This is a genomic window from Achromobacter sp. 01N37, assembly GCF_056399725.1.
Map to the genome: position 1 here is coordinate 1 of NZ_JBFTRX010000003.1, position 25,590 is coordinate 25,590.

At 59.8% G+C, this 25,590-nt stretch carries 28 protein-coding genes and 1 pseudogene; 27 read left to right on the forward strand and 2 right to left on the reverse strand.

What is annotated here, in order from left to right; translation table 11 throughout:
- From AC1DSJ_RS06045 to AC1DSJ_RS06055, 3 genes and pseudogenes are all read left to right on the forward strand, one after another.
- Positions 1-1,299, forward strand: a pseudogene (locus AC1DSJ_RS06045) (DNA cytosine methyltransferase); the annotation flags it as partial.
- Complete coding sequence (locus tag AC1DSJ_RS06050) at positions 1,296-1,643, forward strand: hypothetical protein (protein WP_441371083.1); 348 nt, start codon at positions 1,296-1,298, stop codon at positions 1,641-1,643. The pseudogene AC1DSJ_RS06045 and the gene AC1DSJ_RS06050, both read left to right, overlap by 4 nt.
- Positions 1,640-2,248, forward strand: a complete 609-nt coding sequence (locus AC1DSJ_RS06055) for a hypothetical protein (protein WP_441371084.1) — start codon at positions 1,640-1,642, stop codon at positions 2,246-2,248. The genes AC1DSJ_RS06050 and AC1DSJ_RS06055 overlap by 4 nt, the downstream gene beginning before the upstream one ends.
- 80 nt (positions 2,249-2,328) lie before the next feature.
- Here AC1DSJ_RS06055 and AC1DSJ_RS06060 read toward each other — a convergent pair whose 3' ends face one another.
- Entirely contained in the window at positions 2,329-3,054 is a 726-nt protein-coding gene (locus AC1DSJ_RS06060) for a hypothetical protein (protein WP_441371085.1), read from the reverse strand.
- A gap of 97 nt (positions 3,055-3,151) precedes the next feature.
- Between AC1DSJ_RS06060 and AC1DSJ_RS06065 the strand changes: the two genes are divergently transcribed.
- The 8 genes from AC1DSJ_RS06065 to AC1DSJ_RS06100 all read left to right on the forward strand — a co-directional run bounded on the left by AC1DSJ_RS06065 (position 3,152) and on the right by AC1DSJ_RS06100 (position 10,038).
- Positions 3,152-4,321: a DUF1376 domain-containing protein gene (locus tag AC1DSJ_RS06065; protein ID WP_441371086.1), complete on the forward strand. Its 1,170-nt coding sequence runs from the start codon at positions 3,152-3,154 to the stop codon at positions 4,319-4,321.
- Positions 4,318-4,551 carry a hypothetical protein gene (locus AC1DSJ_RS06070; protein ID WP_441371087.1) on the forward strand — a complete coding sequence of 78 codons (234 nt, stop codon included), beginning with the start codon at positions 4,318-4,320 and terminating at the stop codon, positions 4,549-4,551. Before AC1DSJ_RS06065 ends, AC1DSJ_RS06070 begins: the two co-directional genes overlap by 4 nt.
- Positions 4,548-5,042, forward strand: a complete 495-nt coding sequence (locus AC1DSJ_RS06075) for a RusA family crossover junction endodeoxyribonuclease (protein ID WP_441371088.1) — start codon at positions 4,548-4,550, stop codon at positions 5,040-5,042. Before AC1DSJ_RS06070 ends, AC1DSJ_RS06075 begins: the two co-directional genes overlap by 4 nt.
- Positions 5,032-5,577: a hypothetical protein gene (locus AC1DSJ_RS06080; protein WP_441371089.1), complete on the forward strand. Its 546-nt coding sequence runs from the start codon at positions 5,032-5,034 to the stop codon at positions 5,575-5,577. The genes AC1DSJ_RS06075 and AC1DSJ_RS06080 overlap by 11 nt, the downstream gene beginning before the upstream one ends.
- Before the next feature lie 117 nt (positions 5,578-5,694).
- Positions 5,695-7,212 (forward strand): hypothetical protein, encoded by a 1,518-nt coding sequence (locus tag AC1DSJ_RS06085; RefSeq protein WP_441371090.1) that lies wholly within the window; start codon positions 5,695-5,697, stop codon positions 7,210-7,212.
- Positions 7,213-7,345: 133 nt separating this feature from the next.
- A complete protein-coding gene (locus AC1DSJ_RS06090; protein ID WP_441371091.1) occupies positions 7,346-8,041 on the forward strand; it encodes a hypothetical protein in 696 nt (231 codons plus the stop codon).
- A 961-nt stretch (positions 8,042-9,002) separates the two neighbouring features.
- Entirely contained in the window at positions 9,003-9,221 is a 219-nt protein-coding gene (locus AC1DSJ_RS06095) for a Com family DNA-binding transcriptional regulator (RefSeq protein WP_441371092.1), read from the forward strand.
- Complete coding sequence (locus AC1DSJ_RS06100; RefSeq protein ID WP_441371093.1) at positions 9,184-10,038, forward strand: DNA cytosine methyltransferase; 855 nt, start codon at positions 9,184-9,186, stop codon at positions 10,036-10,038. The genes AC1DSJ_RS06095 and AC1DSJ_RS06100 overlap by 38 nt, the downstream gene beginning before the upstream one ends.
- A 256-nt stretch (positions 10,039-10,294) precedes the next feature.
- On the opposite strand, the gene AC1DSJ_RS06105 is transcribed toward AC1DSJ_RS06100, so the two are convergent.
- A complete protein-coding gene (locus AC1DSJ_RS06105) occupies positions 10,295-11,272 on the reverse strand; it encodes a putative phage abortive infection protein (protein ID WP_441371094.1) in 978 nt (325 codons plus the stop codon).
- 108 nt (positions 11,273-11,380) lie between these two features.
- Here AC1DSJ_RS06105 and AC1DSJ_RS06110 point away from each other — a divergent pair, with 108 nt between their 5' ends.
- The 16 genes from AC1DSJ_RS06110 (at position 11,381) to AC1DSJ_RS06185 (ending at position 25,577) form a co-directional block, all read left to right on the forward strand.
- A complete protein-coding gene (locus tag AC1DSJ_RS06110) occupies positions 11,381-11,854 on the forward strand; it encodes a DUF2280 domain-containing protein (protein ID WP_441371095.1) in 474 nt (157 codons plus the stop codon).
- The gene (locus AC1DSJ_RS06115; RefSeq protein WP_441371096.1) at positions 11,808-13,136 is read left to right on the forward strand and encodes a phage terminase large subunit family protein; all 1,329 of its coding nucleotides are present in this window, start codon (positions 11,808-11,810) and stop codon (positions 13,134-13,136) included. The genes AC1DSJ_RS06110 and AC1DSJ_RS06115 overlap by 47 nt, the downstream gene beginning before the upstream one ends.
- Positions 13,137-13,141: 5 nt before the next feature.
- On the forward strand, positions 13,142-14,512 hold the full coding sequence (locus tag AC1DSJ_RS06120) for a DUF4055 domain-containing protein (protein WP_441371097.1): 1,371 nt from the start codon (positions 13,142-13,144) through the stop codon (positions 14,510-14,512).
- Between the two features lie 9 nt (positions 14,513-14,521).
- The gene (locus AC1DSJ_RS06125; RefSeq protein ID WP_441371098.1) at positions 14,522-15,532 is read left to right on the forward strand and encodes a phage minor head protein; all 1,011 of its coding nucleotides are present in this window, start codon (positions 14,522-14,524) and stop codon (positions 15,530-15,532) included.
- Positions 15,533-15,648: 116 nt separating this feature from the next.
- A complete protein-coding gene (locus AC1DSJ_RS06130; protein ID WP_441371099.1) occupies positions 15,649-16,398 on the forward strand; it encodes a DUF6651 domain-containing protein in 750 nt (249 codons plus the stop codon).
- 11 nt (positions 16,399-16,409) lie between these two features.
- Complete coding sequence (locus AC1DSJ_RS06135; protein ID WP_441371100.1) at positions 16,410-17,375, forward strand: major capsid protein; 966 nt, start codon at positions 16,410-16,412, stop codon at positions 17,373-17,375.
- 49 nt (positions 17,376-17,424) lie between these two features.
- Complete coding sequence (locus tag AC1DSJ_RS06140) at positions 17,425-17,949, forward strand: HeH/LEM domain-containing protein (protein WP_441371101.1); 525 nt, start codon at positions 17,425-17,427, stop codon at positions 17,947-17,949.
- Between the two features lie 52 nt (positions 17,950-18,001).
- Positions 18,002-18,382 carry a DUF4054 domain-containing protein gene (locus AC1DSJ_RS06145; RefSeq protein WP_441371102.1) on the forward strand — a complete coding sequence of 127 codons (381 nt, stop codon included), beginning with the start codon at positions 18,002-18,004 and terminating at the stop codon, positions 18,380-18,382.
- Positions 18,379-18,828 carry a hypothetical protein gene (locus AC1DSJ_RS06150; protein ID WP_441371103.1) on the forward strand — a complete coding sequence of 150 codons (450 nt, stop codon included), beginning with the start codon at positions 18,379-18,381 and terminating at the stop codon, positions 18,826-18,828. Before AC1DSJ_RS06145 ends, AC1DSJ_RS06150 begins: the two co-directional genes overlap by 4 nt.
- The gene (locus AC1DSJ_RS06155; RefSeq protein ID WP_427965466.1) at positions 18,825-19,193 is read left to right on the forward strand and encodes a hypothetical protein; all 369 of its coding nucleotides are present in this window, start codon (positions 18,825-18,827) and stop codon (positions 19,191-19,193) included. The genes AC1DSJ_RS06150 and AC1DSJ_RS06155 overlap by 4 nt, the downstream gene beginning before the upstream one ends.
- 179 nt (positions 19,194-19,372) lie before the next feature.
- The gene (locus AC1DSJ_RS06160; protein ID WP_441371308.1) at positions 19,373-19,894 is read left to right on the forward strand and encodes a phage neck terminator protein; all 522 of its coding nucleotides are present in this window, start codon (positions 19,373-19,375) and stop codon (positions 19,892-19,894) included.
- Positions 19,895-20,073: 179 nt separating this feature from the next.
- Positions 20,074-20,577, forward strand: a complete 504-nt coding sequence (locus AC1DSJ_RS06165) for a Rha family transcriptional regulator (protein ID WP_441371104.1) — start codon at positions 20,074-20,076, stop codon at positions 20,575-20,577.
- A gap of 78 nt (positions 20,578-20,655) precedes the next feature.
- Entirely contained in the window at positions 20,656-22,014 is a 1,359-nt protein-coding gene (locus AC1DSJ_RS06170) for a DUF3383 family protein (protein WP_441371105.1), read from the forward strand.
- 15 nt (positions 22,015-22,029) lie between these two features.
- Positions 22,030-22,458 carry a phage structural protein gene (locus AC1DSJ_RS06175; RefSeq protein ID WP_427965475.1) on the forward strand — a complete coding sequence of 143 codons (429 nt, stop codon included), beginning with the start codon at positions 22,030-22,032 and terminating at the stop codon, positions 22,456-22,458.
- Positions 22,458-22,943, forward strand: coding sequence for a phage tail assembly chaperone (locus AC1DSJ_RS06180; RefSeq protein WP_441371106.1), 486 nt, complete (start codon positions 22,458-22,460; stop codon positions 22,941-22,943). The genes AC1DSJ_RS06175 and AC1DSJ_RS06180 overlap by 1 nt, the downstream gene beginning before the upstream one ends.
- A 150-nt stretch (positions 22,944-23,093) precedes the next feature.
- On the forward strand, positions 23,094-25,577 hold the full coding sequence (locus tag AC1DSJ_RS06185; protein WP_441371107.1) for a tape measure protein: 2,484 nt from the start codon (positions 23,094-23,096) through the stop codon (positions 25,575-25,577).
- Positions 25,578-25,590 lie beyond the last annotated feature (13 nt).

The window sequence follows — 25,590 nt, forward strand, 5'->3', positions numbered from 1 at the left end:
GGCCCGATGCATCGCATCCCGAATCTGAGCTGGAAAACCTGGGTGCGGTTGGCCTTCGTTGAGGCGGGCAGCGACTGGCGCAGCTTAAACCGGTTGGCGATCGAGGACGGCCATCTGCGGGACTACCTCATCGTGCCGGAAATGCACCGAGGTGCGCTGGGTGTGCACAGCATGACCGACACCGCGGGTGTCGTCGCCGGCCGGAGCTATCCGCTCAATGGCGCCTTTTCGGTGGCGGATCCGCGCTTTGACCCGTCGGCCGCGTGGAAAGATGGCCAGGCCTACGGCGTGCGCCGCTGGGATGCATCGACCGGCACAGTGGCTGGCCAGCAGGGGCCAGGCCAGGGCACATACAGCGTGGCCGATCCGCGGCACCATGGCCCCGCCAAGCACAGCAACGAATTCCGCATCGTGCCTTTCGATGTGGCCGCGCGCGCCATGACCAGCGCGCACGGTACCGGTCAATGCGTGGCCGACCCGCGCACGGGTTGGCCAGAAGCCGCCCACGGCATCAAGCTGGCCATCACCGGCTTTAATGACGCCGCCAAGACTGTGACAGGCGCGCGCTTCGGTAGCGGCGGGTTGTGCGTTGCAGATCCACGCGGCGGCCCGGACCCCACGCGGTTGCACGGCAAATACCACACGGCACGCTGGGGTGAGCATTCACACGCGGTTATCGCGGGGAACGCCAACGGCGCATTTTCCGTAGCAGACCCCCGGCCAGGATTGGCCCGCGAACACGGCGATCATTACCTGACGGCGGGGCACTACGGCGTAGCCAACTGGGATCGGAATATCGGCGCCGTGTCGGCGTCTGCTTGCCACGATAACGGCGCCTGGTCGGTGGCCGATCCCCGCTGTGTTCCAGACCATCTGGCACGGTTAGAGGCTGAATCATGCGGTGGAACACTTTTGGACCAGGTTGTTCCACTGGATGTTCCAGCGCTGCCGGCCGCCATCGACAAGCTGGTTTGCCGCATCCTGTCGCTTGATGGCACTTGGCATCGGCCGTTCACCACGTTAGAGCTGGCTGCCCTGCAGAGCCTCTACGACCCGGATGACTATGCCGAGGCCGAAGAGCGAGGCGAGGTGTTCCAGATGGCAGGCCGCTCGGACAGCGCGCACCGTGAACGCATCGGGAATGCGGTACCGCGCAAGGCGGCTAAGGCCATGGGCCAGGTTATTGGCCAAGCCATCCTGCTGGCGCGCGCCGGTGAATCCTTCCAGTTGTCCGCTTCGCCCATCTGGGTAAGGCCGATCGCCACGGCGTTGGCTGTGCACGGGGGAGAAGGGGCATGACAGCGCCACTCATCAGCAGCCAGCGTCACCTGGACCCGGATAAGGTACGGCACAAGGCCGGGCACTTCCAGGTGTTCATCGTGCGCACAGTCGAAATGCAGCTGCGCGGCCGCTCGTACCGGATCCTGCTGGACGGGCATCACAATCTGGCAGCCGCCAAGCTGCGTCGCGTGGAGCCCACCTGGCGCGGCCCCTCGAGCAAGCTTGTTCGGATCATGCGCGAGATGGAGGCCCAGGCCTTTGCACGCATGCTCATCAACAACCTGACCGATTCGGAGTGGTATTTCGTCGAGTCGGGTGAGGTCGTGCAAGAGCTGCTCGGCTTCGAGCGGGAGGCGGCGTGACGTGGTCTGAAACTTCTATCGCCCGCGCGCTGGCACGGCAGACCTTCAATCGGAAGTATCTGGTCGTGGTGCCGAACTGCAATTGGACCGGCCATGAATGCGACCTTCTGGTCGTGACGGAGAACCTGCGCATCATCGACGTCGAAATCAAGATCAGCCGGGCGGATTTGATAGCCGACGCCAAGAAGGAAAAGTGGTGGCACCGAGAATATCTCGGGCAATGGCCGTCAGTGACGGAATTGCGCCACAGCCCATATTGGAACGACCTGATGGTCGAAAGGGTCGACCGGCGTGGCCGATACAAGAGCACGCCGAAGGACTGGCCCACCAAGGTCTGGAAGCACTACTACGCGCTGCCCAAGGAAATATGGCACCAGGATCTATTCGCGGCGCTGCCGAGCGCCCAGAGCGGCGTTCTCTTGCTGGACCGTAGCGGCTACCCCCGTCCGGTCGGCGACGCCATGCGCGTGGACTGCGTGCGCCGCGCCACGCCGAATCGTGACGCCCTGGCGATCAGTTCGGCTGCCGCGGTGGACATCGCGCGCTTGGCCAGCCTTCGCATGTGGGATGCCTTCGCACGCCTTGAAGAAAAGGAGGCGGGATGAATTGCTTTCGGTATGGCAGCTTAGGATCGGCGTTGCTGGAGGCTTGCTCAATGACCTTCGGCTATTCGTTTGATATGCCTCTACGCGGCCGGAATCGCTGCCTCAAAAATTCCGAGAAGGTCGCGGACTTTGTTCAGACACTCAAGAAGATCAGAGGTGGTAGCTGCCATCTTTACGAGCCCTTCGCTACGCCGCAGGAGCGCCTTTGCTTTGACCACTGCGAGACCAACTGCAGGGTCGAAAGCAGCCATTTTCACGTGAGAAAGCGTTGCCGCTTGAGCTTGAAGCGACTCCACGTAGCCGGCGAACTCATGCATAGCTCTGGTCGAATCTTCATCCTTCTTATGTTCCAGTGCTGGCCGCTGGCTCTCCGCCCTTACCAATTTATCGAACGACGAAGCCGCGTCCGACGGACTCATGACATGAGCCGATTGAGATTCATTGACTATCTGATCACATCGCGCAATCTGGCTATTGATGTCAGCCAACTGCGCTATGAAGCGTGTCAGGCGACGATGGAACACACTTGCTTGGCCTTTGATTTGTCGCATCACGTACTCCGCTGCGACGATTTCGAAGGCTCCTTCCATCATCGTGTCGATCTTGTTACGGCGATGAGACCAGAAGGCAATCGCGACGGCGGTCAAGGCTGCAGCAAGAGTTGCAAGCGCGCCAACCCATTCACCCTTTGTGCCAAGCGTGGCTGGCTCCGGCCACTTTTTCCACAAAAACACCGCGACGCACGCCACTACGCACGCGACAGCTGCTCCTCCAAAGAACACTTCAGGACGGGTGGGTTTGGCCATGTTGGCTCCGTGAGGGTCGAGCGCGAATCGTATTCGATCGGGAAGGAGGTGTCAGCATGAATTGGCCTCTCATCGTCCGAAGCGCGGAGGACGCGGAATGACAGATCTTGTCCAGCTTCCCGCGCCTTTCACTCCCAAGGAATGCGACCTTCGCGATTTCGCATTTATGCCGCTGGACGTCCTGCGGCTGCGTGATAGCGACCTGGCCGTGAAGGCTGACGGCGAGGCCTTCCGTTGCGCTGTGCTCCTGTGGTGCGCGTCGTGGCACCAGGTCCCGGCCGCCAGCCTGCCGGACGATGACGATGTCCTGGCGCAGATGGCTGGCTTCGGCCGCGTCACGAAGGAATGGATGCGACACCGTGCAGGTGCTCTACGCGGATGGGTCAAATGCTCAGATGGCCGCCTCTATCACTCGGTCGTAGCAGAGAAGGCCAATGAGGCGTGGCGCGCAAAGGTAGTGCAGCGATGGAAGACGGAGTGCGCCCGCGTCAAAAAGCACAATCAGCGCCACGAGACAAATCATGCTGTCCCCGACTTCGAGGAGTGGGTGTCCCTTGGTTGTCCCCAGGGACAACAGCTAGCCGTCCAAGGGACAACGGCCCAATTCAACGAAGACAAAGGTGGATATAAGCCGGGACACCCACCGGGTGTCCCTCGGGAAACGCACTCCAAGGGACAGGGAGAGGGACAGGGACAGTATTTAAAAGAAAAAGAAGCAGCGGCGGCGTCTCTCGCGGACACACCCGCGCGCGAGGACGACCCCGCGCCGCCGCCGCTCGACGACGACAAAACGCCCGAAGAAAAAGCCCTTGCCGTGGCCGTCTGGCTCAGGCGCAAGGAAAAGGCACGCGGCAAACAGCCTCGCGGCGTGCAGAGCAGCGACCCGCGCATCGCGATGTGGGTCGAAGCCGAGGCGACCGGGCTGCAACTGGTCGAGGCCTACGACCTGGCCGTGCTCGACCGCGAAGCCTCCGGCGATGCAGGCCCGATCACGCCGGGCTTCCTGGACGTCTTCGTGGCGAAGGTGCTGCACCCGCCTGATGCGGCAAGCAGCGTCTCCGCCAGGCGCACGGCGGCTGCAAAGGCTGGCGACCCGCTGGCCTGGGCCACAACTGCGTCCGGCCTCACCGCCAAGGGAGCCGACCTGGGAATCGTGCAGGGGGAGTCGGAACCGTTTCCGTACTTCAAGGCTCGGGTGATTGAGGCCGCGAACCTGTCCGACGAAGATCGAGCCAGGCTGCTTGCTGACTTCGGGGTGCACGTATGACCGGCACCACCAGCACAGTCCAGTGCGTCAGCTGCGTGCTCTTCACGCTTCGCGACCACGCCGGCATGGCCCAGCAGGGTTTGGGGCGGTGCGCTGCGATGGCCGACCGACCGGGCACGTTCGTCAGCCCTGAATACCCTCGGCAGTGCTCGGACCACTCACCAACCACCGCGGCCAAGACGGCCGCTCGTATCGAATGGCTGCGCGATGTGCGCGGCGAGGGGGCATGATGCCGCAGCAAATTGTATTCACCGTGCCTGGCGTGCCGCGAGGGAAGGGGCGTGCCAGGTCGAGCTCGCGTATAGGTCGCGATGCCAAGACCGGCGCACCACGTGTGCTCACCCGGCACTACACGCCAGAGGCGACAGTGGCCTACGAAAGCTTGGTCAAGCTTGCCGCGGCCCTGGCTATGAAAGGGCGCCCAACCTATACCGGGCCTATACGGATCGACCTGGAAATCGTCATGCCGATCCCGGCGTCTTGGTCAAAGGTGCGCCAGGTCAGGGCTGCGGCGGGCGAGATCGCGCCGACTACGAAGCCAGATGCCGATAACGTGGAGAAGGCCGTCAAGGACGGCTTGAACGGTGTGGTCTACCGTGATGACGTTCAGGTCGTGGCGGACAGCAAGCGCAAGGTATACGGGCTCGTACCTGGCGTCACGGTGGTGGTGACGGTGTTGCGGGGCATTGAACCCGCGCAAGGGGTGAAGCATGCCCCGTGAAGCTGGAACCTTTGCGTGCGCGGAACACGCGATCGCGGTTGCCTACTTGATGCTGGCCATGCCCATCGAACCCAAGAACCCGACGCAGATGGTGTGTGAGGCGCTACGGGAGCGTTTCGACGCGACCTACGACCGCAAGGCGCTATCGGGGCTTTCGCCGCATGAGTGGCACGCGCAGGCGGTGTTCATCGTCAAGCTGACGGAGCGTACGCTGGGCAACAGCATCGGCTTCCACCTGCTGCGTGCGCAGCATGCGACCGGCCTTGAGGGCGCGGAGAGTGCGCGCAAGGTGTCTGAGTGGCTAAACCCGGTGGGTGAGGGCAGGGAGCGCCTGGTGACCGATATGCTGGTCTGCCGGATGCTGCGAGGGCGGCCGAGAATTCGCGATCTGTCGGATCGGTTCGATGTGCCGAAATCAACGTTGCATGACGTTTTGCAGGCATACCGGCGGCTAGTGCGGCCGGAGCGAGAAGGAGCCTTGTTGAGTTTGGCGCGCGCGATGAGCCGCGCGGGCGTTGTTACCGGAGTTGGGTAGCACGGCGATTCGAGGGCGCTTTTGCTGCTGGCTGGAACCAGGACCGCCGCAGCGTTACGGATACTGCCATTGGCGAGGTGCTGCTAGACTTCGGCAAAAAACCGTTAGGAAGAATGTATGAACTTTCCAGACAGTAAACGAACAGGCACGCTTGGCGAACTTGATATCGAAAGGCTCTTCGTTTCCTGGTCGTGGAATGTAGGAACGGATCGGATTGACACCGGATACGATCTATTTGTTGCGCCAGATTCAAAAAAATATTGTGGGGCGCGGTTTCTGATTCAGGCAAAGGGCACGGCTCGAACTAGCAGGAATGGCTGCATCACCGCCAAAGTTTCGAAGTCGAGATTGCGCGAGTACGCGGTGAATGTGCATCCAGTTTTTGTGGTCAGGGTAACCGGAGATGGCAAGTTGTTTTGGATCCATGCGCAGAAATGGGCGTCGGAAAATCCCGGGCATCTATGCGGTGATGGCTACAGCCAAATCAGATTTGAACTGAAAAATGATCTATCGGACCGAAGTGCGTTCGAAGCGTATCTAGATGCATTGTTGAAAGACCGATCTATATTTCCAATCGTGCATGAGTCGGACGACTTTCGTGCCCTCAACTCCTTGGATCCGAATGTCGGTGTAAAGATAAGTCAGGGGCCTCACGGTCTGCAGCATGAAATTTACGCTAAATCGGAACCTGTCCGCGCAACCTTCAATTTTAGGGCGCAGGGAAGTCGTGAAAATGTAGAGCGTGCTACTGAGGCTTTCGGGTTTGGTCTTCCTCGGACTTTCGACGTGGAAGAATTATCGGTCGTGGGTTCACCCGTCTTTTCAGCTATTGCAGGAAAAAAAATATCAAATGCGAAAATCTCTGTTCAACATATTCCGTCTGGTTATTCTACGATCCGCCTTTATCCTGGTAAAAAGTTCTCGATAAACTCCCCCGGTCTTAATATAAGGGCCAGAATGTTCCAAGGAACTCTTGGGCTGGCGATTTCAACGGAGAGCCTGGATTCCGTATTTAACGTAAAGCTGCTTCTTCCGCTACCCGGGGGTCCGCAGAAGCCAGAGTTTTCCTTTGGGATGAACACCGCAGCGATGACCGGGAAGGCGATTAGAGAATTCGACGAACTGGCGCCCGTTGCGAATTGGGTGGAAAAGGTCAATGTCGAGCGTGCACTGTATATAGAAGCTAGTCATAAAGATAAGACTGGAAGATTAAATCCCGATGAGGACGCATTTTTATCCTATGGGCCGTTGTTGCGTTGGTTTCTTCTAGTTGGAAGGCTGCACCTGGTAGCTAAGGCGCTCGATTCAGATTTTTCGCTGCCGCCAGATCCTATTTTCTCTCATCAAGATATTTCAGATATAGATCTTGCGTATTATATATTAAAGGGAGATGCCACGAAGATTAATCTGAAGCGATTGGTTTTTACGCCTGAGGAGGGGGCGGTGGTTCCGTCTGGGGAGCATGATGCGCACTTGAATACGAGCCTGAGATTTAGCCTGTTCGGTCAAGATGTTGGGGAAATTCCAGTGGCAATTCGACTAAACAAGTTCTGCGTGGAAATTGATCCGAATACTGGCGAAGTTTCGATGAGCAAAGCTGCGGATGGCAATGCTGAAATTTCACACGCCCCTTAATTTTAGTGTTTACATCTGCGCTGCCGGGAGCAAATAGTTGGTCATAGACCAATCGCCGCGCCCTCCCTTTGTTGCGCCTGTGGCTTGGATCTGGCCGGGCCTGCGTTGATGCATCCCTCTCGCATGAAAAAATATGACACTTAGTGAAGCGCTATCGCTACTCAGAGATATTCTAACTTTCGTCGCTGCACTTCTTGCTGTGATCGGAGTACGAGCGTGGCACCGGGATTTTCTCGGGAAGCGCGAGATTGAACTTGCGGAAGAAACTCTTCGTCTTTTCTACCAAGCACGAGATTCGATTAGGCGAATGCGTAGTCCCTTCGCCGTGGGGGCAGAGTCCAGTGAAGTCACTCAGGAGCCCGGCGAGAGCGACGAGCGATTTCACTGGCGGCGGACAGTCGCGCCTTTGTGGAAGCGATATTCGAATGATATGTCGCTTTTCGCTGAACTAGAATCCACGAAATATACCTTTATGGCCAGATTTGGGGTGGATACCAGAGAGTCGTTTGATGCAATGCGCATGTTAACGAACAAGCTTTTCACTGCAGCTAATATGCTGGTTCTCACCGCTAACATTAACGATGACTTTGATATCGCAGACCCCAATGACAATGCCAGAATGGCTAAGTCGCGTGCCCAACGCAGAAATTGGGAGGAGCAGATTTGGGAGATGGGCGAAGGCGATCTAGTCAATGAAGAGCTTAATCGTATTATCGAGAGTATGGAGCTCCGCTGTAGGACGGTGCTGGATCGTAGATCCTGGTTTCAGCGACGTTGGAGGCAACTAAAGGACTGGTGGGTTGCGCCAGTTGGAAAGACTGACTCATAAAATTCACCTGTCTGCGCCGTTCCGGGCAGATAACAGTAGGGTGGGTCGACCGGTCCCCTGCTTAGAGTGTTAGATCTGTCGCGTGGTGGAGATGCAGCAAGCTGCTTGACCTTTCCGGACAAAAAGATCAGAATTCGCCCAGACTCGTAGCAAGTACGACCTGAATAAACGCCCCGGCCAAAAACCGGGGCGTTTTGCATTTCGGCCGCCGGATCTATAAGACCGGGATTGTCTGAGATTGCTTCGCAGTCGACGGGGCCTCGCAGGGGGGATCGCTGTTCTGCAGGCCGCCCGCAACTTGGCGTGCGCAGAATGTCAGCGATTCACCATAGGGTAGATCCAGACGCCGCTCCTCGCCGTACTTCAACGTGGCTCGCCTCACGTACACACGGTGCATTGAGTCAGCTTGCGGCACTGAAATAGTGGTCTTCGAATAACTGGCGCCATTAGCGATGTCGCTGGTCTGTTCCGCCTCAACGGAGTAATCCACGTTGGCTTCGAAAGAGACCGTAGTCGGCGAACTGGTCGTTATCCGAATCTGTACCTGGGGCTTTGCAACGCCGATGGAGCATCGTCCAGTTTGATCGCACCGTTGGACTGGATAGATCGTGCTGTACGTGCGGCCAGGAAGCTCGCCCGCGAGGGTGTCAATCGGCAGAATTGGCCGCGGGTCTGGGCCAGGCCAGGGATCAAGCAGATACGCTCGAATGGCAGCAGCGGGCTGTGGGGTTAAAACTGGTGCTGCGCAGCCCGATGCCAAGGCGGCGAAAGCACCCACGATGAGGATGCGGGCCGGTTTCACTTATCGCAGTTCACGAAATCTTATTTGAAAAAAGACGGCGACGGCGGCGCAGCTGTAACTGCGCGACCGACAGCCGACCCACGGAACCAGCCGTGAGCGACCCAAGGCCGTCCCACCTGTACAGGTGCAGAGACGGTAACACAAATTACAAGTTGACTCATGGAAGAATTGCGTTGTGCCAATTGCGGGCGCAAGCTCGCTGAATCTGCCGGTTATCTCCGGCTCAGCATTAAATGTTCACGGTGCAAGACCGTGAACTCATTTTCGATGGCCTTGAGCGTCCAGAGCGCCGCGAGCCACTTCCGCGCATGCCTTGGAGCATCCACACAAGAGGATGCTCATGTATGCAGCAGGACAATCGCAACCGACCGTCGGTAGCCTCTTCGCAGGCATTGGCGGTTTCGATATTGGATTTGAACGCGCCGGATTCCGAACGGCCTGGCAAGTCGAAATCAACCCAATCGCCCGCGCAGTCCTGGCGGACCGATTCCCTCACGCAAAGCAATTCGAAGATGTGTGCGCCATTGGCGCTGCCCAGCTCGACCGCGTCGACGTCGTTGTCGGCGGATTTCCCTGCCAGGACGTCAGCTCGATGGGAAAGCGGCGGGGTCTCGCGGGGGAACGCACCGGATTATTCTTTGAAGCCGTCCGAATCCTCAACGAGCTTCGGCCCGAGTGGGTGGTGCTTGAGAATGTCACGGGGCTCCTCTCTAGCCATGATGGCCGCGACTTTCAAACAGTCGTCCAGACCCTTGCCGAGTGCGGGTATGTGGGATGCTGGAGGGTGCTTAATGCTCAATATTTCGGAGTCCCCACAAAACGCCGTCGCGTTTTCTTGGTCGGACGTCTGGGACAGCACCCCCCCATTGGGCTGCTGGCTGACGCCGCGCCAGTGGGAACTATTTCTGGCGCGACGCGCCCGGACGAAGGGAGCTGTGGCTTGGATGGATGGGCTTACCCTACCTTACTTGCCGGTAAATCTGGGTCTCAGATCTCCCTCGCTGGCTCAGGCCTGGTCTTTGCCGAAGGAAGCGGGCGTTCGATGGTTGAGCGGCGGCGAGCGTCTGAAGATCATGGGCTTTGCCTCGGATTGGATGCGGCCAACTTTGCGGAAGCTCATGGTGCCGGAAACGCCGTTGCCCCGCCGGTCGCGGAGTGGATTGCTCATCAGATTCGGAAGTCACTTCTTGCCTGAGTTCGTTGATTTCTGAGCAAGATGGGGGTTCCTGTCATTGAGCTATATCCCTGAGTGTCATCGGTTTCGCGGAAGGGTGATTTGTTGAGGGACGCCTGACGGTCTTTCGGACGAAGTGATGCGACGAACACGTCAGGTTAACGATAAAGTGAGGGCACTTTCGTACCAAATGCCGAGGGGCATTGCTTTCTGCAAATTAGCTAACACGTTAGGTTTTGGATGGCAAGCCCCGGGGAGAACTCAGCGGAGTGCTTAATCAAAATTCCAGTTCATACTGTCGTCGTTTGTCGGCGTAAAACTCCCTTAGCTTCGGAATGTTATCTTTTAAATCCTTCAGAACTTTTGGGTGAAAGCAGGATTGGGGAAGTTTGTGAGCATCATAGCGAAGAAGAGCTGCAATGAGCGGGCTGTATTCCCCGGTCGTGTATAGAAAGCGAAAAAGTTCATATTTTGCTGCCGCATCTCTCAGTGTCCCTTTCTCTTCGTTATGGCAAATTGTTCGGAAAAGCTGGTGGGCTTGCGCCTTGCTAATGCTTGCGCGAAGTACCTTCATATATCGCTCTTTTTCTTTCTCCAATAATACGGGGTGCGTTGTTACAAAGCGGATGAGTTCAACCAATAGCCGCGTTGGCGTAACTGCAGCGATCTCGAAGTCTTGCCCTCGATCATTCCAGTTTTTTGCTTCAAAGTCGCTTAGACGCTTTAGCTCGCTAGCTCGGGTGGTTTCGTCGCTGTTTAGAATGGCCGATTCAATTTCGTCGAGCTCGTGCTGATCTGCATCATCCCATCGGGTCTTGTGATCAAGTACTTTGTGGCCAAGATATTCGGTGATGCGGTGTCGCCCGTGCACTATTACGTGCATGTTTTTTATTGCCTCATTTATTGCATTAAGCCATGTAAAAAAGGTTTGCTCGGCGGATTGTTTTTCTAGCTGAGTCCGTTGTTCACGCAATTCCCTTTGTTGCGATCGAAGAGTCCAAACTAACAAGAAGATCGTCACGAGGCCGACGCTTGGATTGACTATTCCCCCGATGAAGTCTCCAAATTGTCCCCACTCTTCGTGTTCGACAGATAGTGTATCTACGTCAAAAATCAGCCAATAGTGGTGGAGACCAATCCAAACAATGCCTAGTGGAATGGCAGCTGCTATTGCATAAATGGATGCTGCCTTTAAATGGTTTGTCCAGTTCAAATTTGGAGAGGGCATTTCAATATATTTATCGGTTAGTAACATTTCATTGTATTAAATATTTGTGCTGAGCATTGCAGAGTTTGAACGTTATCCTCAGCTCCGCAATGAAAATTGCTTTATCGGCCAACGTTCCGCGGCATAGGTGCAGTTATGGCTAAGCTCACCGAAGTGCAGCAGCGCTTCATTGTCCAAGAGCTGGCCTGCTACGACTCACCCCAGCAGGTGTCCAATTCCCTGCACGAAGAATTTGGAATCGAGGTTCCAAGGACCCAGGTCGCACGGTACGACCCGACGAAGGTGGCGGGTAGGGATCTGGCAAAGCGTTGGCGCGAGCTATTTTTCGCCACTCGCGAAAACTTCAAGCGGGAAGCCGGTGAGATCGCAATTGCTCAGCGTTCATACCGTCTCCGGACGATGCAGCGCATCGCCGTCAAAGCTGAGGACAAGCTGAACTTGGCCATCGTGTTGCAGGTGCTTGAACAAGCAGCAAAAGAAGTCGGCGACGCTTATGTGAACCGGCGCATGGAACCGGTGAAGCCGGTGCCTGGCAGCAGCCAGATCCCGGAGCACGCCGAATATGTCCTTGCCCCTGACGAGCCGACGCCAGACAAGCCTGTTCTTTGAGGAGCCCGCCGCGCTCACGCCCAAGCAGGCGAACATTTACGTCTGGGGTTGGCAGCCAAACGCACGCTTTCGGGATGCTGTTTGCGGTCGCCGCTTTGGCAAGACTTTCCTCGGCAAAGCCGAGATGCGCCGGGCTGCGCGCCTCGCGGTGAAGTGGGGCGTGAGCATCGAAGACGAGATCTGGTACGCCGCCCCGACGCAGAAGCAAGCCCGCCGAGTGTTTTGGCGCCGGTTGAAGCAAGCGATCCCGGCCGGCTGGCGGGCGTCCAAGCCCAACGAAACGGACATGCTCATCTCGCTCACGACAGGGCACCTTATCCGCTGCGTGGGCTTGGAGAACTACGACGATCTGCGCGGCTCAGGCCTGTTCTTTGTCTTGGTCGATGAGTGGGCAGACTGCAAGTACGCCGCCTGGGAAGAAGTCCTGCGCCCGATGCTGTCGACCTGCAGGTACGTCGTTGACGGCGTGCCCTATGTTGGTGGGCACGCGCTACGCATCGGCACACCAAAGGGCTTCAATCACTGCTACGACACATATCTGGACGGCCAAGAGCAACGCCAGCCGGATCACAAGAGTTGGCTATACACGTCTCTCGAAGGCGGCAACGTGCCGCGGGACGAAATCGAAGCAGCGCGGCGCAAGATGGACCCGCGCACGTTCCGCCAGGAATACGAGGCCAGCTTCGAAAACTATGCAGGGGTCGTTTACTACTGCTTCGACCGACGCGCGAGCCACACCGACGCGGTTATCCGTGCCGGCGAGGTTCTGCACGTTGGCATGGACTTCAACGTCGGCAAGATGGCGGCTGTGACCTTCGTGGTGCGCGACGGCTTGCCGCTGGCAGTGGACGAGACGATGAAGGTCTTCGACACACCCGCCATGATCGAGAAGCTGCAAGATAAGTACCCGGGCTTCAGCATCGTGGTCTATCCGGACGCCTCCGGCGACAACCGCAAGACAAGCAAGGCCAGCGAATCCGATATCTCGCTACTGCGCAAGGCGGGCTTCACTGTCCGCGTGAACGCCGCGAACCCGGCTGTCCGGGACCGGGTGAACAGTGTGAATGCAATGCTCCACAACACCGTCGGCGAGCGCCGGCTGTTGGTCAACACCGACCGCTGCCCGCTCTTCACACAGGCGCTTGAGCGGCAGATATATGGCGATGATGGCGCACCCGATAAGAAGGCCGGGTATGACCATCCCAATGATGCCGGCGGCTATTTCATCGTGTCGCGGTATCCGATCCAGAGCCGTGTGGCGACCCAATCCGTTATGAGATGAGTGCTATGAGAGACGTTTCGACGCCGCTGTCTGCGTACAACGCCATGACGGATGATTGGGACCTGGTCGACGCGCTTCTGGGCGGGACCGTGGCAATGCGGGAGGCTGGTGCTACCTACATGCCGCGGTTCCCGCTGGAGTGTGATGCCAGCTACAAGGAGCGCTTGGCCACCGCCACGCTGTTTCCGGCGTTCTCCGAGACCGTAAGCAATCTCTCCGGACACGTCTTCGTTCGACCGGTTGTGGTGGGCGAGGACGTGCCAGCAGCGATTCAGGCACAAGCTCAGAACATCGACTTGCAGGGAAGCAACCTGACGGTCTTTGCCGCCACTTGGTTCCACCGCGCGTTGGCGTTTGGCATGGCCCATGTGCTGGTGGACTTTCCGAGAGTCGTGGGCGCGCGCACGGCAGCGGCCGAGAAGGCAATAGGTGCCAGGCCGTACTGCACCGTCTACGCCGCTCGGCAGTTGATTGGATGGCGCTTCGAGACGATCGGCGGCGTGCCGAGGCTGACGATGGCGCGCCTGGTCGAGTTTGTGGAGGAAGAGGACGGCGAATTCGGCACCAAGGAGGTCAAGCAGATCCGGGTGCTACGGCGGGGCAGCTACCAAGTCTGGCGCTGCTCCGGCAAGGACGGCGCCTGTTACGTGCATGACGAGGGCCCGATGTCGGTGGCCGAGATCCCGCTGGTGACGCTTTACACGGGTCGGACCGGGCTGTTGACCGCAAAGCCGCCGCTGCGCGAGGTTGCGCACTTGAACGTCAAACACTGGCAGGAGCAATCGGACCAGGACACGTCGGTGCGCTTCGCGCGGGTGCGGTTGCTTTGGACGGCGGGCGCCGACGTCGAGACAGGGCCTGATGGCAAGCCCAAACCGCTGCAGGCGTCGGCGGATTCCATTATCGGGCTACCCAATGGGGCACAGATGGGCGTGGTGCAGGGCTCGGCTGAGAGCGTCAAGGTTGGCCGCGATTCCTTGGACGCGCTGGAACGCCAGATGTCCGAGGCAGGTGCGAAGCTGCGCCGCAAGGATGCTCAGTTCACTAAGACCGTGCAGCAGGCGGCCGACGACTCGGTCACGGAGAAAAGCGCGTTGGGCAACATGGCGCAGGGGCTGGAAGATGCCATTGACCAGGTCCTGCAATTCATGGCCGATTGGCAGAAGCTGGGCGACGGTGGATCAGTCGAGATCAACAAGGATTTCGATTTGGATTCGACGCCTGACCAGTCCATGACCACGCTGATCACCATGAACGGCGCCGGCAACCTTTCCGACCAGACACTGTTCGAAGAGGCCAAGCGCCGCAGCCTGGTGGCGGATGGCGTGAATTGGGAAACGGAGCAGGAGCGCTTGCGATCCCAGCCACGGCTTTAGAGGTGAACGATGGCTGATAAGCGCGACAGGCTGGACGACGCGGCAACCGAATTAATGTTGGACGCGCTGCGAGTAGCGGCAGGCCTGGACGCCGAAGCGCAAGCGGAGCTGCGAAAGCTGGCGCTCGAACTCCGAGGCATCTTGGGCGCCGTGGATATCGCACGCGTCAGCCCTTTGGCGCTTGACCGGTTGCTAGGGGCCGTTGACTCGGCGGCCAGCGACGCGCACGCCGCGATCGCGGAACAGCAACTGGCGATGCTGGCTACATTCGCCGATGTCATCCAGCGCGCGACGGCGGATACCGTTGGCATGCGCCGACGAACGGCTGCGTTCGAGATCGCCGACGCGGTGTTTGCGGGCTCCACGCCGAAGGAAGTGTGGAAGAACCAAGGCGCTGCACTTCATCGTGCGATTACGCGCGAGGTGCGCATCGCTTCGCTCGACCCTAAAGCAACGACTCAGGCGCTGGTGACCCGAATCGTGGGCGATGCCGAGACGCCGGGGTTGATGCGGCGGGCAGCCAAAACGGCAAAGACGCTCACCGAGGGCGTGACGCTAGCCGTCGCCGGCCAAGCACAGCAGGCACTGCTGCGCAGCGCAGATGACGTGCTGTCCGGCTACCGTTGGTCGGCGCGGTTCGATAGCAAGACCTGCATGGTGTGTGGCGGCCTCGACGGGAAGCTTTTCACTTTGACCGGCGAGCCGGTGGGGCATCAGACGCCACTTCAGGGCGGACCACCTCGCCATCCTGGTTGCCGCTGCATCCTGGTACCGGAACCCTTGCAGACCGGCGTAGGCGCGGCGCTGCCCGGCGCTGATGGAGCACTCAGCCGCGGACCGACCTTCGAACAATGGTTGTCCCGCAAGTCGGACAAATTCAAACGGCAGTACTTCGGGCCCGGGCGCCTGGAACTTTGGAAAGACGGAAAGCTCACGCTGACAGATCTGCTGGATATGCAAGGCAATCCGCTGACGCTGGAGCAGTTGCGGGCGAAATACGAGGTTTCTGCACCTCGGTAATTCATAGAGGTGTGGGGTAGGGCCGTGGCGCGTAATTGCGCCGCGGCCTTTTTTTGTGGCCGCGGCGCGGATGCAAGGCGGTGTTTCGGGCCGGATGGCCCACCGGACAAGGTTGGATGACCATGAAATTGAAGCTCGATGAGAACGGCCATGTGGTGCTGCAGGACGGAAAGCCTGTCTACGTGCAGGACGACGGCAAAGAAGTTGCGTTCGACGCGGCCAGCACCATTCAGACGATCAGTCGTCTGAATGGAGAGGCGAAATCGCACCGCGAGCGCGCGGAAGCTGCGGAAGGTCGGCTGGATGGGTTCAAGGGCATCGAAGATCCGGCCGCCGCAGCAAAGGCGCTGGAAACGGTSAARAACCTGGACGACAAGAAGCTGGTGGATGCCGGCGAAGTCGAAAAGGTGAAGTCCGAAGTCAGCAAAGGCTATCAGGTGCAGATCGATGAGGCCCGCGCGCAGCTGGCCCAGGCAAATCAGAACCTGGCCAGCCACATGATCGGCGGCAACTTCGCACGATCAAAGTTGATCGCTGAGAAGCTGGCCGTGCCGGCGGACTTGGTGCAGGCGCGCTTCGGGTCGGCGTTCAAGGTCGAGGACGGCAAGGTCGTGGCCTACGGACAAGACGGCAACAAGATCTTTAGCCGTTCGCGCCCGGGCGAGTTCGCTGACTTCGACGAGGCCCTGGACCATCTCATTGAGCAGTACCCCCACAAGGACCACATTTTGAAGGGCTCTGGCGCTTCCGGTGGGAGCAGTGGGGGCAATGGCGCTGGCGGCGGGCGCCACGGTGCAGCGTCTCTTGCGGACTGCAAGACCGACGCCGAGCGCGTGGCGTACCTGGACAAGGTTGGTAATCAATAGGGAGCGAAAGCATGTCTTTCGATTTGGTGGTATTCAACAAGCAGGTCGCTACGACCATCACCGAGCTTGTTGATCAAGAGGTCAACAAATTCAACGAGGCATCGGGCGGCGTGCTGGTGCTGGCCTCCGCGCAGAACAAGGGCGATTTCAGTATTGAATCAATGTTCAAGCAGATCGGCGGCCTGGTGCGGCGCCGCGACGCCTACGGCAGCGGTTCCGTGCCTCCCAAGCGTCTGGAACAAATGGCCAACACGGCTGTGAAGGTCGCGGCCGGTACCCCGCCGATCGAATTTGAACCCCAGCAATATCTTTGGATTTATGAGAATCCGACTTTGGCCGCGCTGAAGATCGGCGAACAGCTGGCGAAGGCAAAGCTGCAGGACATGCTGAATGCTGTGATTCGTGCGCTGGTGGCTGCGTTGAAGGGGAACGTGGGCGTAGTGCATGAAGTCATGGACGTCGCCCCAACCTGGCGCGTACTCAACCAGGGAGCGGGCAAGTTTGGCGACCGGTCGGGCGCGCTAGCCGCGTGGATTTTGCATTCGACGGTGTTGACCAATCTGTACGACAACGCGCTTTCGAACGCAGAACGTCTCTTTACCTATGGAACCGTGAACGTTATGCGGGACCCCTTTGGCCGCATTTTTGTTGTGACGGATGCCGACCCGCTGGTCAATCCCGGTGCTTGGGGCGACTCGCCGCTGACCTACGACACGTTGGGGCTGGTTCCTGGCGCCGGCCTGGTGCAGGACAACGGAGATTTCAATGCCGTGATGGTGGACAAGACCGGTGGCGAGAACATTTCTCGCGTCTATCAAGCCGAGTGGACCTACAACGTAGGCATATCCGGATACAGCTGGGACCAAAGCAACGGCGGAAAGTCCCCCAACGATATGGCCCTGGGCTCGTCGGCAAACTGGGACAAGACGGCGTCCTCCAACAAGGATACGGCCGGCATCCTCATCGTCACCAAGTAAGGCATTCGGGGCGGGAAGGTCCGCCCCAGTGTCGATCAGGAGAGCATTCATGAAAGCGAAGACTCAGCCGCGGCGGGTTCTATTGTTCGTGGCGGCCTCGCCATCCGCCGAGGATAAGGCGATGGCCCGTGGCGCTGGCGTTCTCATCCGAGACCCGCGCGCGTATCGACCCGGCGATTTCATCGAGCGATGCAATGCGGTGGCCGGAGATGTGCCGCCTGCATATCGCGAACGTTATCTGGTGCTGTCGCAGGATGACCTGGGCGAGATCCTCCGGCCATTTGCGCCGGTCAAGCTCGGGAACCTGAGCGCCCCAGAGGAACAAGCGGACGGCCAGGAAAATCAGAGCGATGGCCACGCGACCACTGGCGACTCGTCGGGGCAGCCGCCAATACCCCCTCTGGAACCGCCACCGGCACCGCCGCCAGAATCCCATTCGGGTGAGGGCGTTGCGGTGGATGACTCCAAGGCAACTATCGACGGCCTGAAGGCCGCGCTGGACGCCAAGCAAATTGCGTATCCCAAGACTGCCAAGAAGGCAGACCTGCAAGCCCTGTTGGCGGCTGGGGCATAAGGACGAGCCATGCAGTGCTACGTCAACCGCAACGCGGATCAAAGGGGCGACTATGGCGGCGACGGTTGAGCTTCTCGATTTCTTGGCGCCTGGCGTGTCCGGCAGACCGACCGAAGATAAAGAGCAAGCTCTTGCCGTCGCAAAGAATCACCGGCCCGGCTGCCTGACGCCGGGCGAGCAGGACGAGGCCCAAGCCTTGTATGCGGCGTGGCTGCTCGCGATGAGGATGCAGCAAGACGTTGCCATCGTTGTGCCGGCCGGTGTCACGATGGAGAAGGAAGGCGATCTCCAGCGGTCGTTTGGAAACAGCGCAGGCACCATCGACCCCATGGGCTTTCGAGCTCGGTATGACCTGCTGAAGGACAAGTGCGTACGCACTGTGCGGGTGGGGGGCTTGGTGCGCGGATCTCGTTGCTTTGGAGGTGAAGATTGAAGGTCATCGACAAGGGGTTGCGACGCTATGCGGCCGAAATGCGCCAACTGGGCACCGTGGCGGTGAAGGTGGGTATCCAGGCGGAAGACGCCAATACCCCGGGCAGCAACGGCACGGCGCTGATCGACTACGTGGAGTTCAACGAGTACGGCACGGAAAAGATCCCATCCAGGCCGCTGCATCGGGACGCTGCCCGAGTCTACGAAAAGCAGCTCGCCGACGTGCAGGAGCAACAGGTGGCGGCAATCGTGTCGGGGAAGAAGACGGCAACCGAGGCAGTGCACGCGGTTGGTGCCTGGTACCAAGGGATCGTCCAGCACCATCTCATCAATGGCCCCTGGGAGCCCAACGCCACGTCCACGGTGAAGAGGAAGGGTCTTAAACAACCTCTGATAGACGAGAAGCTGCACTTCAACTCCATCAAATACAAGGTGGTCAAAGCATGAGCAGCTTTCGTCGTCCACAAACGATCCGTACCCGGCAGGCCGGCTATCGACAGCGCGGTCATTGGGTCGAAGGCGAGCCGGGCCCGGACCGAACGATCCAAGCGTCCGTGCAGCCGGCGAAGGCGGCCGACTATGACCAGTTGGAAGCAAACCCCGAGGGCCGGCGTATCAGCGCCGCCGTCCGGATCTACTCGTCCGAGGTGCTGAACGTCGCGGGTCAGGATTGGACCAACGGCGACCGCTTGGTTTGGGGCGCTGGCCCCACGGCTGGCGAATATCTGGTGGTGGGCGTGGCGCCCTGGCAGTCAGGCGTGATTTCCCATTTTCGCTATCTGGCGGTGTTGCTGGCCGACACCGAGACATAGGATGCCCAGGATACCCGGCCGCCTGGACCGGGCCGGACGGGGCAAAACGTCCGGAAGTTCTTTCCCAGGCCCGGCTGGGCAATCCAGGCCACCGGGTAGGGCGGCATCGAGTCGGCGCGCGCTTGAGCGTGGGGTTGCCGATAGTCCCATCGATGCACCACCACACACACGAGGTCACCGTGGCGCCAGAAAACGCAATTTACGAACTGCTGCTGGCCGCGGCCGGCGACATCCCGATCATCTTTGCGGAGGAGAACGGGGACAGGCCTCCGCGCCCGTTCATCACGATGGTGCTGCGATGGGCTCAGGCAAGCCCAAGCGAAGTTGGGGCAGTCGACTGTGAGGGCATGCAGACCGTGCATGGCCATCGGGACGCGACAGTCGAATTACAGAGCTTCGGCAACGCCGCGTACGACGCGCTGGACCAGCTCGTACTTACGCTCCAGCACACGGTGCACGAAGAGCGGGCCGAGATTCTGGGGCTGGCGTTGTATGACGTCGGCCGCCTTCAAAACATCCCGATCAATCGCGACGGCGTGCGCTACGAGCGCCGGGGTGTGCTGGAGTTGGGCATTCGTTATACCCGGCAGTACGCCGAATTCGTCGGCGTTATCGAGCATGTGACTGGCACTGGCAACACACAGGGTGAGCTGGTGCCAGGCATCGAATCGCCGTTTTCCATAAAGGTCGTGACGCCGTAGCGGGCGCGACCGTTTCGTCTCCATTCGGCCGCCTTCAGGCGGCCATTTCTTTTTCTGCTTTGCCGGGAGATGGCTCTTAGCAGCCTTGAATCGGTAGCTACCGAGTCCATGCGGTGGATGCGCTTTGACGAGAGTTTTGCTGGCCTTGGAACCAATCGTTCTATTTTCTAGGATGAAAGATGAACAGTATTGAATTGCTTGTTTCCGTTGTAAATGGGCAGCCATTGGCATGCAGCCTTGTGATTGCTCGCGGCATGAGGGCTAACCACAAGAGCGTGATTCAGCTGATTCGCCAACGCATGGATGCTCTTGAAGAGTTTGGAAGGGTGGCATTTGAAATGCGAACCTTCGGGACCGCGGGGGGCTCACAGCGCCGAGAGGTGGCGATGCTAAATGAACAGCAGGCAGCCCTATTGATCTCTCTTATGCGCAATAGCGACGAAGTCGTTGCGTTCAAGGTGCGTTTGATACGCGAGTTCTATCGCATGCGCGATGCCTTGACCAAGCAAACGCAAACTATATATCAGCAGCTTCAGGCCCTAGTAGCCGAAGAAGTTTCCACGCAGGTACGAGCATCATTTGGCTCCCGTCTCATGCTGGAGCGCAAGCGCGCTATCCCTGAATTCAAGCGCAGGCGGGAACGGCTGGAAGACGAAATCCAGCCCTCTCTTCAACTTCACTGACCCGGCTTAGCGCCGGGTCTTTCACATTCCGCGCCGCACACTCCGGTGTGCGGCAGCTTTCTGTTTTTGGAGCCGTACATGGCAAGAATCGACCGAATCGTCAACGTGGCGATCTCCTTGAACACCACGGCGATCAAGGAGCAGAGCTTTTCTGATCTTCTCGTCTTGGGCGCTCACGCGCTGGGCGTCAATCGCATCATGGTGGTGACTGAACCCGGCGAGCTGCTGGACATGGGTATCGCTCACGATGACCCGCTGTACATCGCCGTCCGGGATGCATACAAGCAGATCCCCACCGTGACCCGCGTTTTCGTGGGCCGGCGGCAGGTGGATACCTCCCGCTTCACCGTGACCGCGGCGTCAGCGTCAAAGTATGCAGTGGGCTTGACCTGGCGCGACGGCACGGGCGAGACGCAGAGCGTCGACGCGGTAGCGATCGGGCAAACGGGCAGCACGCCCGAATCGATCGCGACGGATCTGGTTGCCGCGATCGCGGACACCAGCGCGCCGGTCACTGCGGTGGCCGTGGGGGCCGAAGTCTCGGTCACCGCTGATCTGTCTGGCCAGGCCGTGGCCATCGCGATAGACGGCAACCTTCGGCTCGCCGCGCCGACCAGTACCGAACCGCCATCGGTGGCGCTGAATGCGTGCCTGCGCGAAAGCGGCGACTGGTACGGCGTGGCGCTGGCCAGTCGCGTTGAATCGGATGTACTGGACGCCGCAGAGTGGGTTGAGTCGAATGAGCGCCTGTTCGGGGTGTCCAGCGACCAGGCCGGCATTATCGATGCAGCCGTGTCCACCGATATCGCGTCCCGTTGCCAGCAGAAACAGTACTTTCGCACGCACGTCTGGTATCACGGCCGGGCCGCCAGTGAATCGCTGGAATCCGCCGTGTGTGCCAACCGCTTCACCTTTTACCCCGGTGGCGAAACCTGGGCCAACGCGCGCTTGTCTGGCGTGACCTATGACAACCTGGCCGAGGGCCAAGCGCTGGCGGCGCACGCCAAGAACGCCAACACGTTTGAGCAGATGCGCAACTTCGCCATCACGCAGAACGGGAAAGTGGCAGCGGGCGAATGGATCGATGTCATCCGTGGCCGTGATTGGCTGGCCGAGCAGGTCAAGATCAACGTGGCGACGCAACTGGTCAACGCCAACGGCAAGGTGCCTTATACGGACGCCGGGATCTTGGTCATTGTGAATGGCGTTCGTCAGGCGTTGATGCTGGGGCAGGCCAGAGGGCTGATCGCACCCGACGAAATCGACGACGCCGGCCGCAAGATTCCGGGGTTCGTCATCAACGCGCCGCGGGCCGCCAGCATCTCACCCAACGATAAGGCGAACCGAATCCTGCGCGACTTGAAGTTCAGCGCGCGGTTGGCGGGCGCCATCCACGTTGCCGAAATCAAGGGCAACCTGACCTACCAACAACTGTAAACGGGGTGCGAGAGCATGTCAGTCAAAACCTATGCACCTAACCAGGTAAAGATTGTGATGGGCGCCTTGCCCATCTCCGGCGTGGCCGAGGATTCCTTCGTGTCGGTTGCGGAAATCGGCGAGGGAATCTCGTCGATTGCTGGCGCCGACGGCGAGGTGGCCCGTTCGATGTCCCGGGACTCGCGTCTGCGCATCACGGTGACGCTGATGCAAACCAGTCTGAGCAATGCGGCGCTCACGGCGCTACACCAGGCCGATAAGACGACCGACGGCAACGGCGTGGTGCCGGTGGCCATTACCGACCTGCGCGGCACTTCGCTGCATGCGTCCGATTCGGCTTGGGTCGTCAAAACGCCGGACGCCAGCTACGGCGCCAAGGTCGGCAACCGTGAGTGGGTAATTGAAACGGGCCCATCCATCAACGTCATTGGGGGTAACCGCTGATGAGCAGCATCAAGGAAGTGACGATCGGCACCACGGTATTTCGTATTTCGCGGTTCGACCCATTCCGCCAACTGAAGCTGCTTGGAGACCTGCAGAAGGAAGTGCTGCCGGCGGCGGGCTCGATGCTGACCGCGATCTTCGGCGCAGAAGGACAGGCCCAGGACCGCGACGAGCAAGCGATGCTGGAGGCATTTCGGGAACTGTCGATCAAGCTGGGCGGGGATGCGTTGGCCGGGTGGGCAGATCGTCTGGTTGATGCCGAGCTGGTCACGTTCGAGCTTGTCAATCGGGAACCGCAAAAGCTGACGGCCGCGCACCGAGGAATGGCCTTTTCGGATTTCTCGGAGATCCTGGAGTTGCTGTTTCACATCCTGGAGCACAACTTCGCCGGCCCTTTGGTGCGCTGGGCCGGCCGCTTTGGACCGGCCCGCGAGAAGCTGGCGAGCCTGTCGGGCGGTTTGACGCCGCCTTCGAAGGAGAGCTGATTATCTGGCGGCCAATCCTGGCCCGCCATGTCAGCCTAGATGCCGTCAGGCGCGGCGATGTGGATCTGCTGGATATCTTGAAGCTAAACGCGCTGATGGACGCTCAAGAGGCGGCCGCAGCCGCGGCGGAGAAAAGGGCGAGGTGAGGACATGGCAACAGTACGCGAGCTGGTGACGCTGCTGCGGTACCAGGTGGACGACAGCGGCCTGCGGCAGTACCAAGATGCCTATCAGGCGGTCCAGGCCAAGATGGCTGCGATCAGCAGCAAGACGGTTCAGGCTATGCGCCAGGTGATCGTCGGCACTAGTTCGCCTCAGAGCGAGTGGGCAACGCGGCATCCACCCATGGGACAGACGCCCGTTCCGATGCGGGTTCCAGGCATCGCACTGCAAGCTCCGTCATTGCCCACCAGCCCAGCCGTGCCGGCAGGCCTGGCCAGCCTCGGGCGACCTGCCGCGTTTCCCGTAGATGTGGGTGCGGCCCGCGGCAAGATGGCGCAGATCCAGGGCGCGTACAGCGGCCTTTTGGGCCGCATGCGCGGCGGGCTGCACAATATCCGCGAAGCAGGTATCGGCGCCTGGGAAGGGGTGCAGCTGGGCATCCAAGACGCACGCCGTGCGCAGCAACGGTTGACGCGGGCACAGTGGCAGGGCGTGCGCGTTATTAAGGAACAGCAGAGCGCATTCTCTGGCCTGCGCGGCATCGTTGGCGCAGTGCTGGGCGTTTCCCTGGTCAAGCGCATCTTTGGCGATATCGACGCCTGGGGCCAGATGGAGGCGCGCATGCGCCAGGCCACCAGTTCGGCAAAGGAATACGGGGAGGTGGATAAAGACCTGGCGCGGATCTCGCGCTTGACCTACAAATCCTATGCTTCGAACGCCGGCCTGTTCGTGCGCACGCGCCGCTCCATGGCAGACCTCGGGAAATCCACTCAAGATACGTTGGACGTGACTGAGGCCTTGTCGCTGGGCATGGTGCTGTCGAGCACCAAAGCCCAAGATCAGGAGGCGGTCATTTCGTCTCTGACAGCAGGCATCATGCAAGGCAAGCTGGCGATGCTGCAATACGGCACGCTCATGCGCGCGGCGCCGCGGCTGCAGGCCGCCTTGGCCGACGGGCTGCGCATTACGACCGACGAGTTGCTGGCGCAGGTGAAGGCGGGGACGGTCACGACCGACCGCTTTCTGCCTGCGTTGCAGACGCAGTTAGCCAAGATGCGGATCGAGGCCGAAAGCATGCCCGTTACGGTCGCCGACGCCATGACGGTGTGGAACGACGCTTTTGAGCGCTTTTTTGGGAAGACGTTGACTGCTGGCCGCACGGTGGTGCTTGGAGTAACCAAGTCGATCGAATTCATGGCTGACCACATCGCTACGTTGGTCAAGCTGCTCGCGCTTACGGGCGCGACCTGGGGCCTGGTCAAGCTGCGTGGCTGGCTGCGGCTGGCGACCTTTCAATCGGGCGGGTTGACGCGATCGCTGATCGGCGCCGCCCGGGCAGCGGTGGGGCTGGATAGCGCTATGGCCTTGCGTCGCGGGCCGGCCGGCGCGCTGCGCATGCTCTCGATCTGGAAACGGACCCTGGCGCCGCTGCTTCGCATGGCTGCGATTCTCACCACCATATATTTGATTGGCGACGACATCGCCGGTTGGCTGCGTGGTGATATTTCCGTGACCGGTGAACTGATCGGCCGCGTGGAAGAATGGCGCGAGGAGATCGACGCGGTCAAGACCGCTCTGGTCTATGTCAAAGACCTGCTTGGTGGCGCTGGCCAAGAGCTGGGGCCGTGGATCAAGAAGTGGGGAACGGTGGCCGTGCTCGCCTACGGCCTGTGGAAGATCCTGTCGCCCGTTCGTGGGTTGATCATGTTCCTCGCCCGTACGGCGGTGCCGCTCCTGTGGCGGGCTTTTGCGATGACGCCGATCGGCCGGATCATTACGGGCGTTGTCTTGCTCGCGACTACGCTCTGGGAAATCTGGAAGAACTGGGATCAGATCAAGGCCCGCATCGCGGCGTCGTGGGAGGCATTGAAGGCCAAGGTGAAGGGGACGTTCCTTGAGCCCGTCTTGCAGTATTTCGAAGAGCTTTGGGCCTTCTGGTCGAAGATCTTTAAAGGTGTCATCGCGGCGTTCAAAGGCGATTGGGACGGCGCGATAAAGCACTGGCGCGAGGCGTTTAGCGGTGTCTGGACCTATTTTGAAGACATCGGCGGAAAGATGATCGCCAAAATCAAGGAAATCGGCGGGGCGATCCAGACCTGGATTAACGACAAGGTCGAGGCCGCCAAGAACTGGTTCAAGGGGCTGCTGCCCCCGGACGCTGACGAAGAAACCCGGGCGATCATGACCGGGGGGCGGCGCGGGCCCTCTTTGGCCGACCGACCGGCGATGAGCGCACTGATCAATGGCGGCACAGTGCCATTTATCTCCGGCGGTACGGTTGCTCAAGCTGGCGCGTTTCCCGGACGGGGCGCGGTCACGGTGGAGAACCGCACGGACATCACTATCAACGCGCCGAACTCCAATCCGGACAGCGTGGCGAGTGCAACCCAGCGCGGTATGAACGTGGGCCGCCAACGCACGATCGACGCCATGACGCGATTTTTCGTCACCGGTGTTGAAGAAGGCCGCTAAAAAAGGGGAGGCG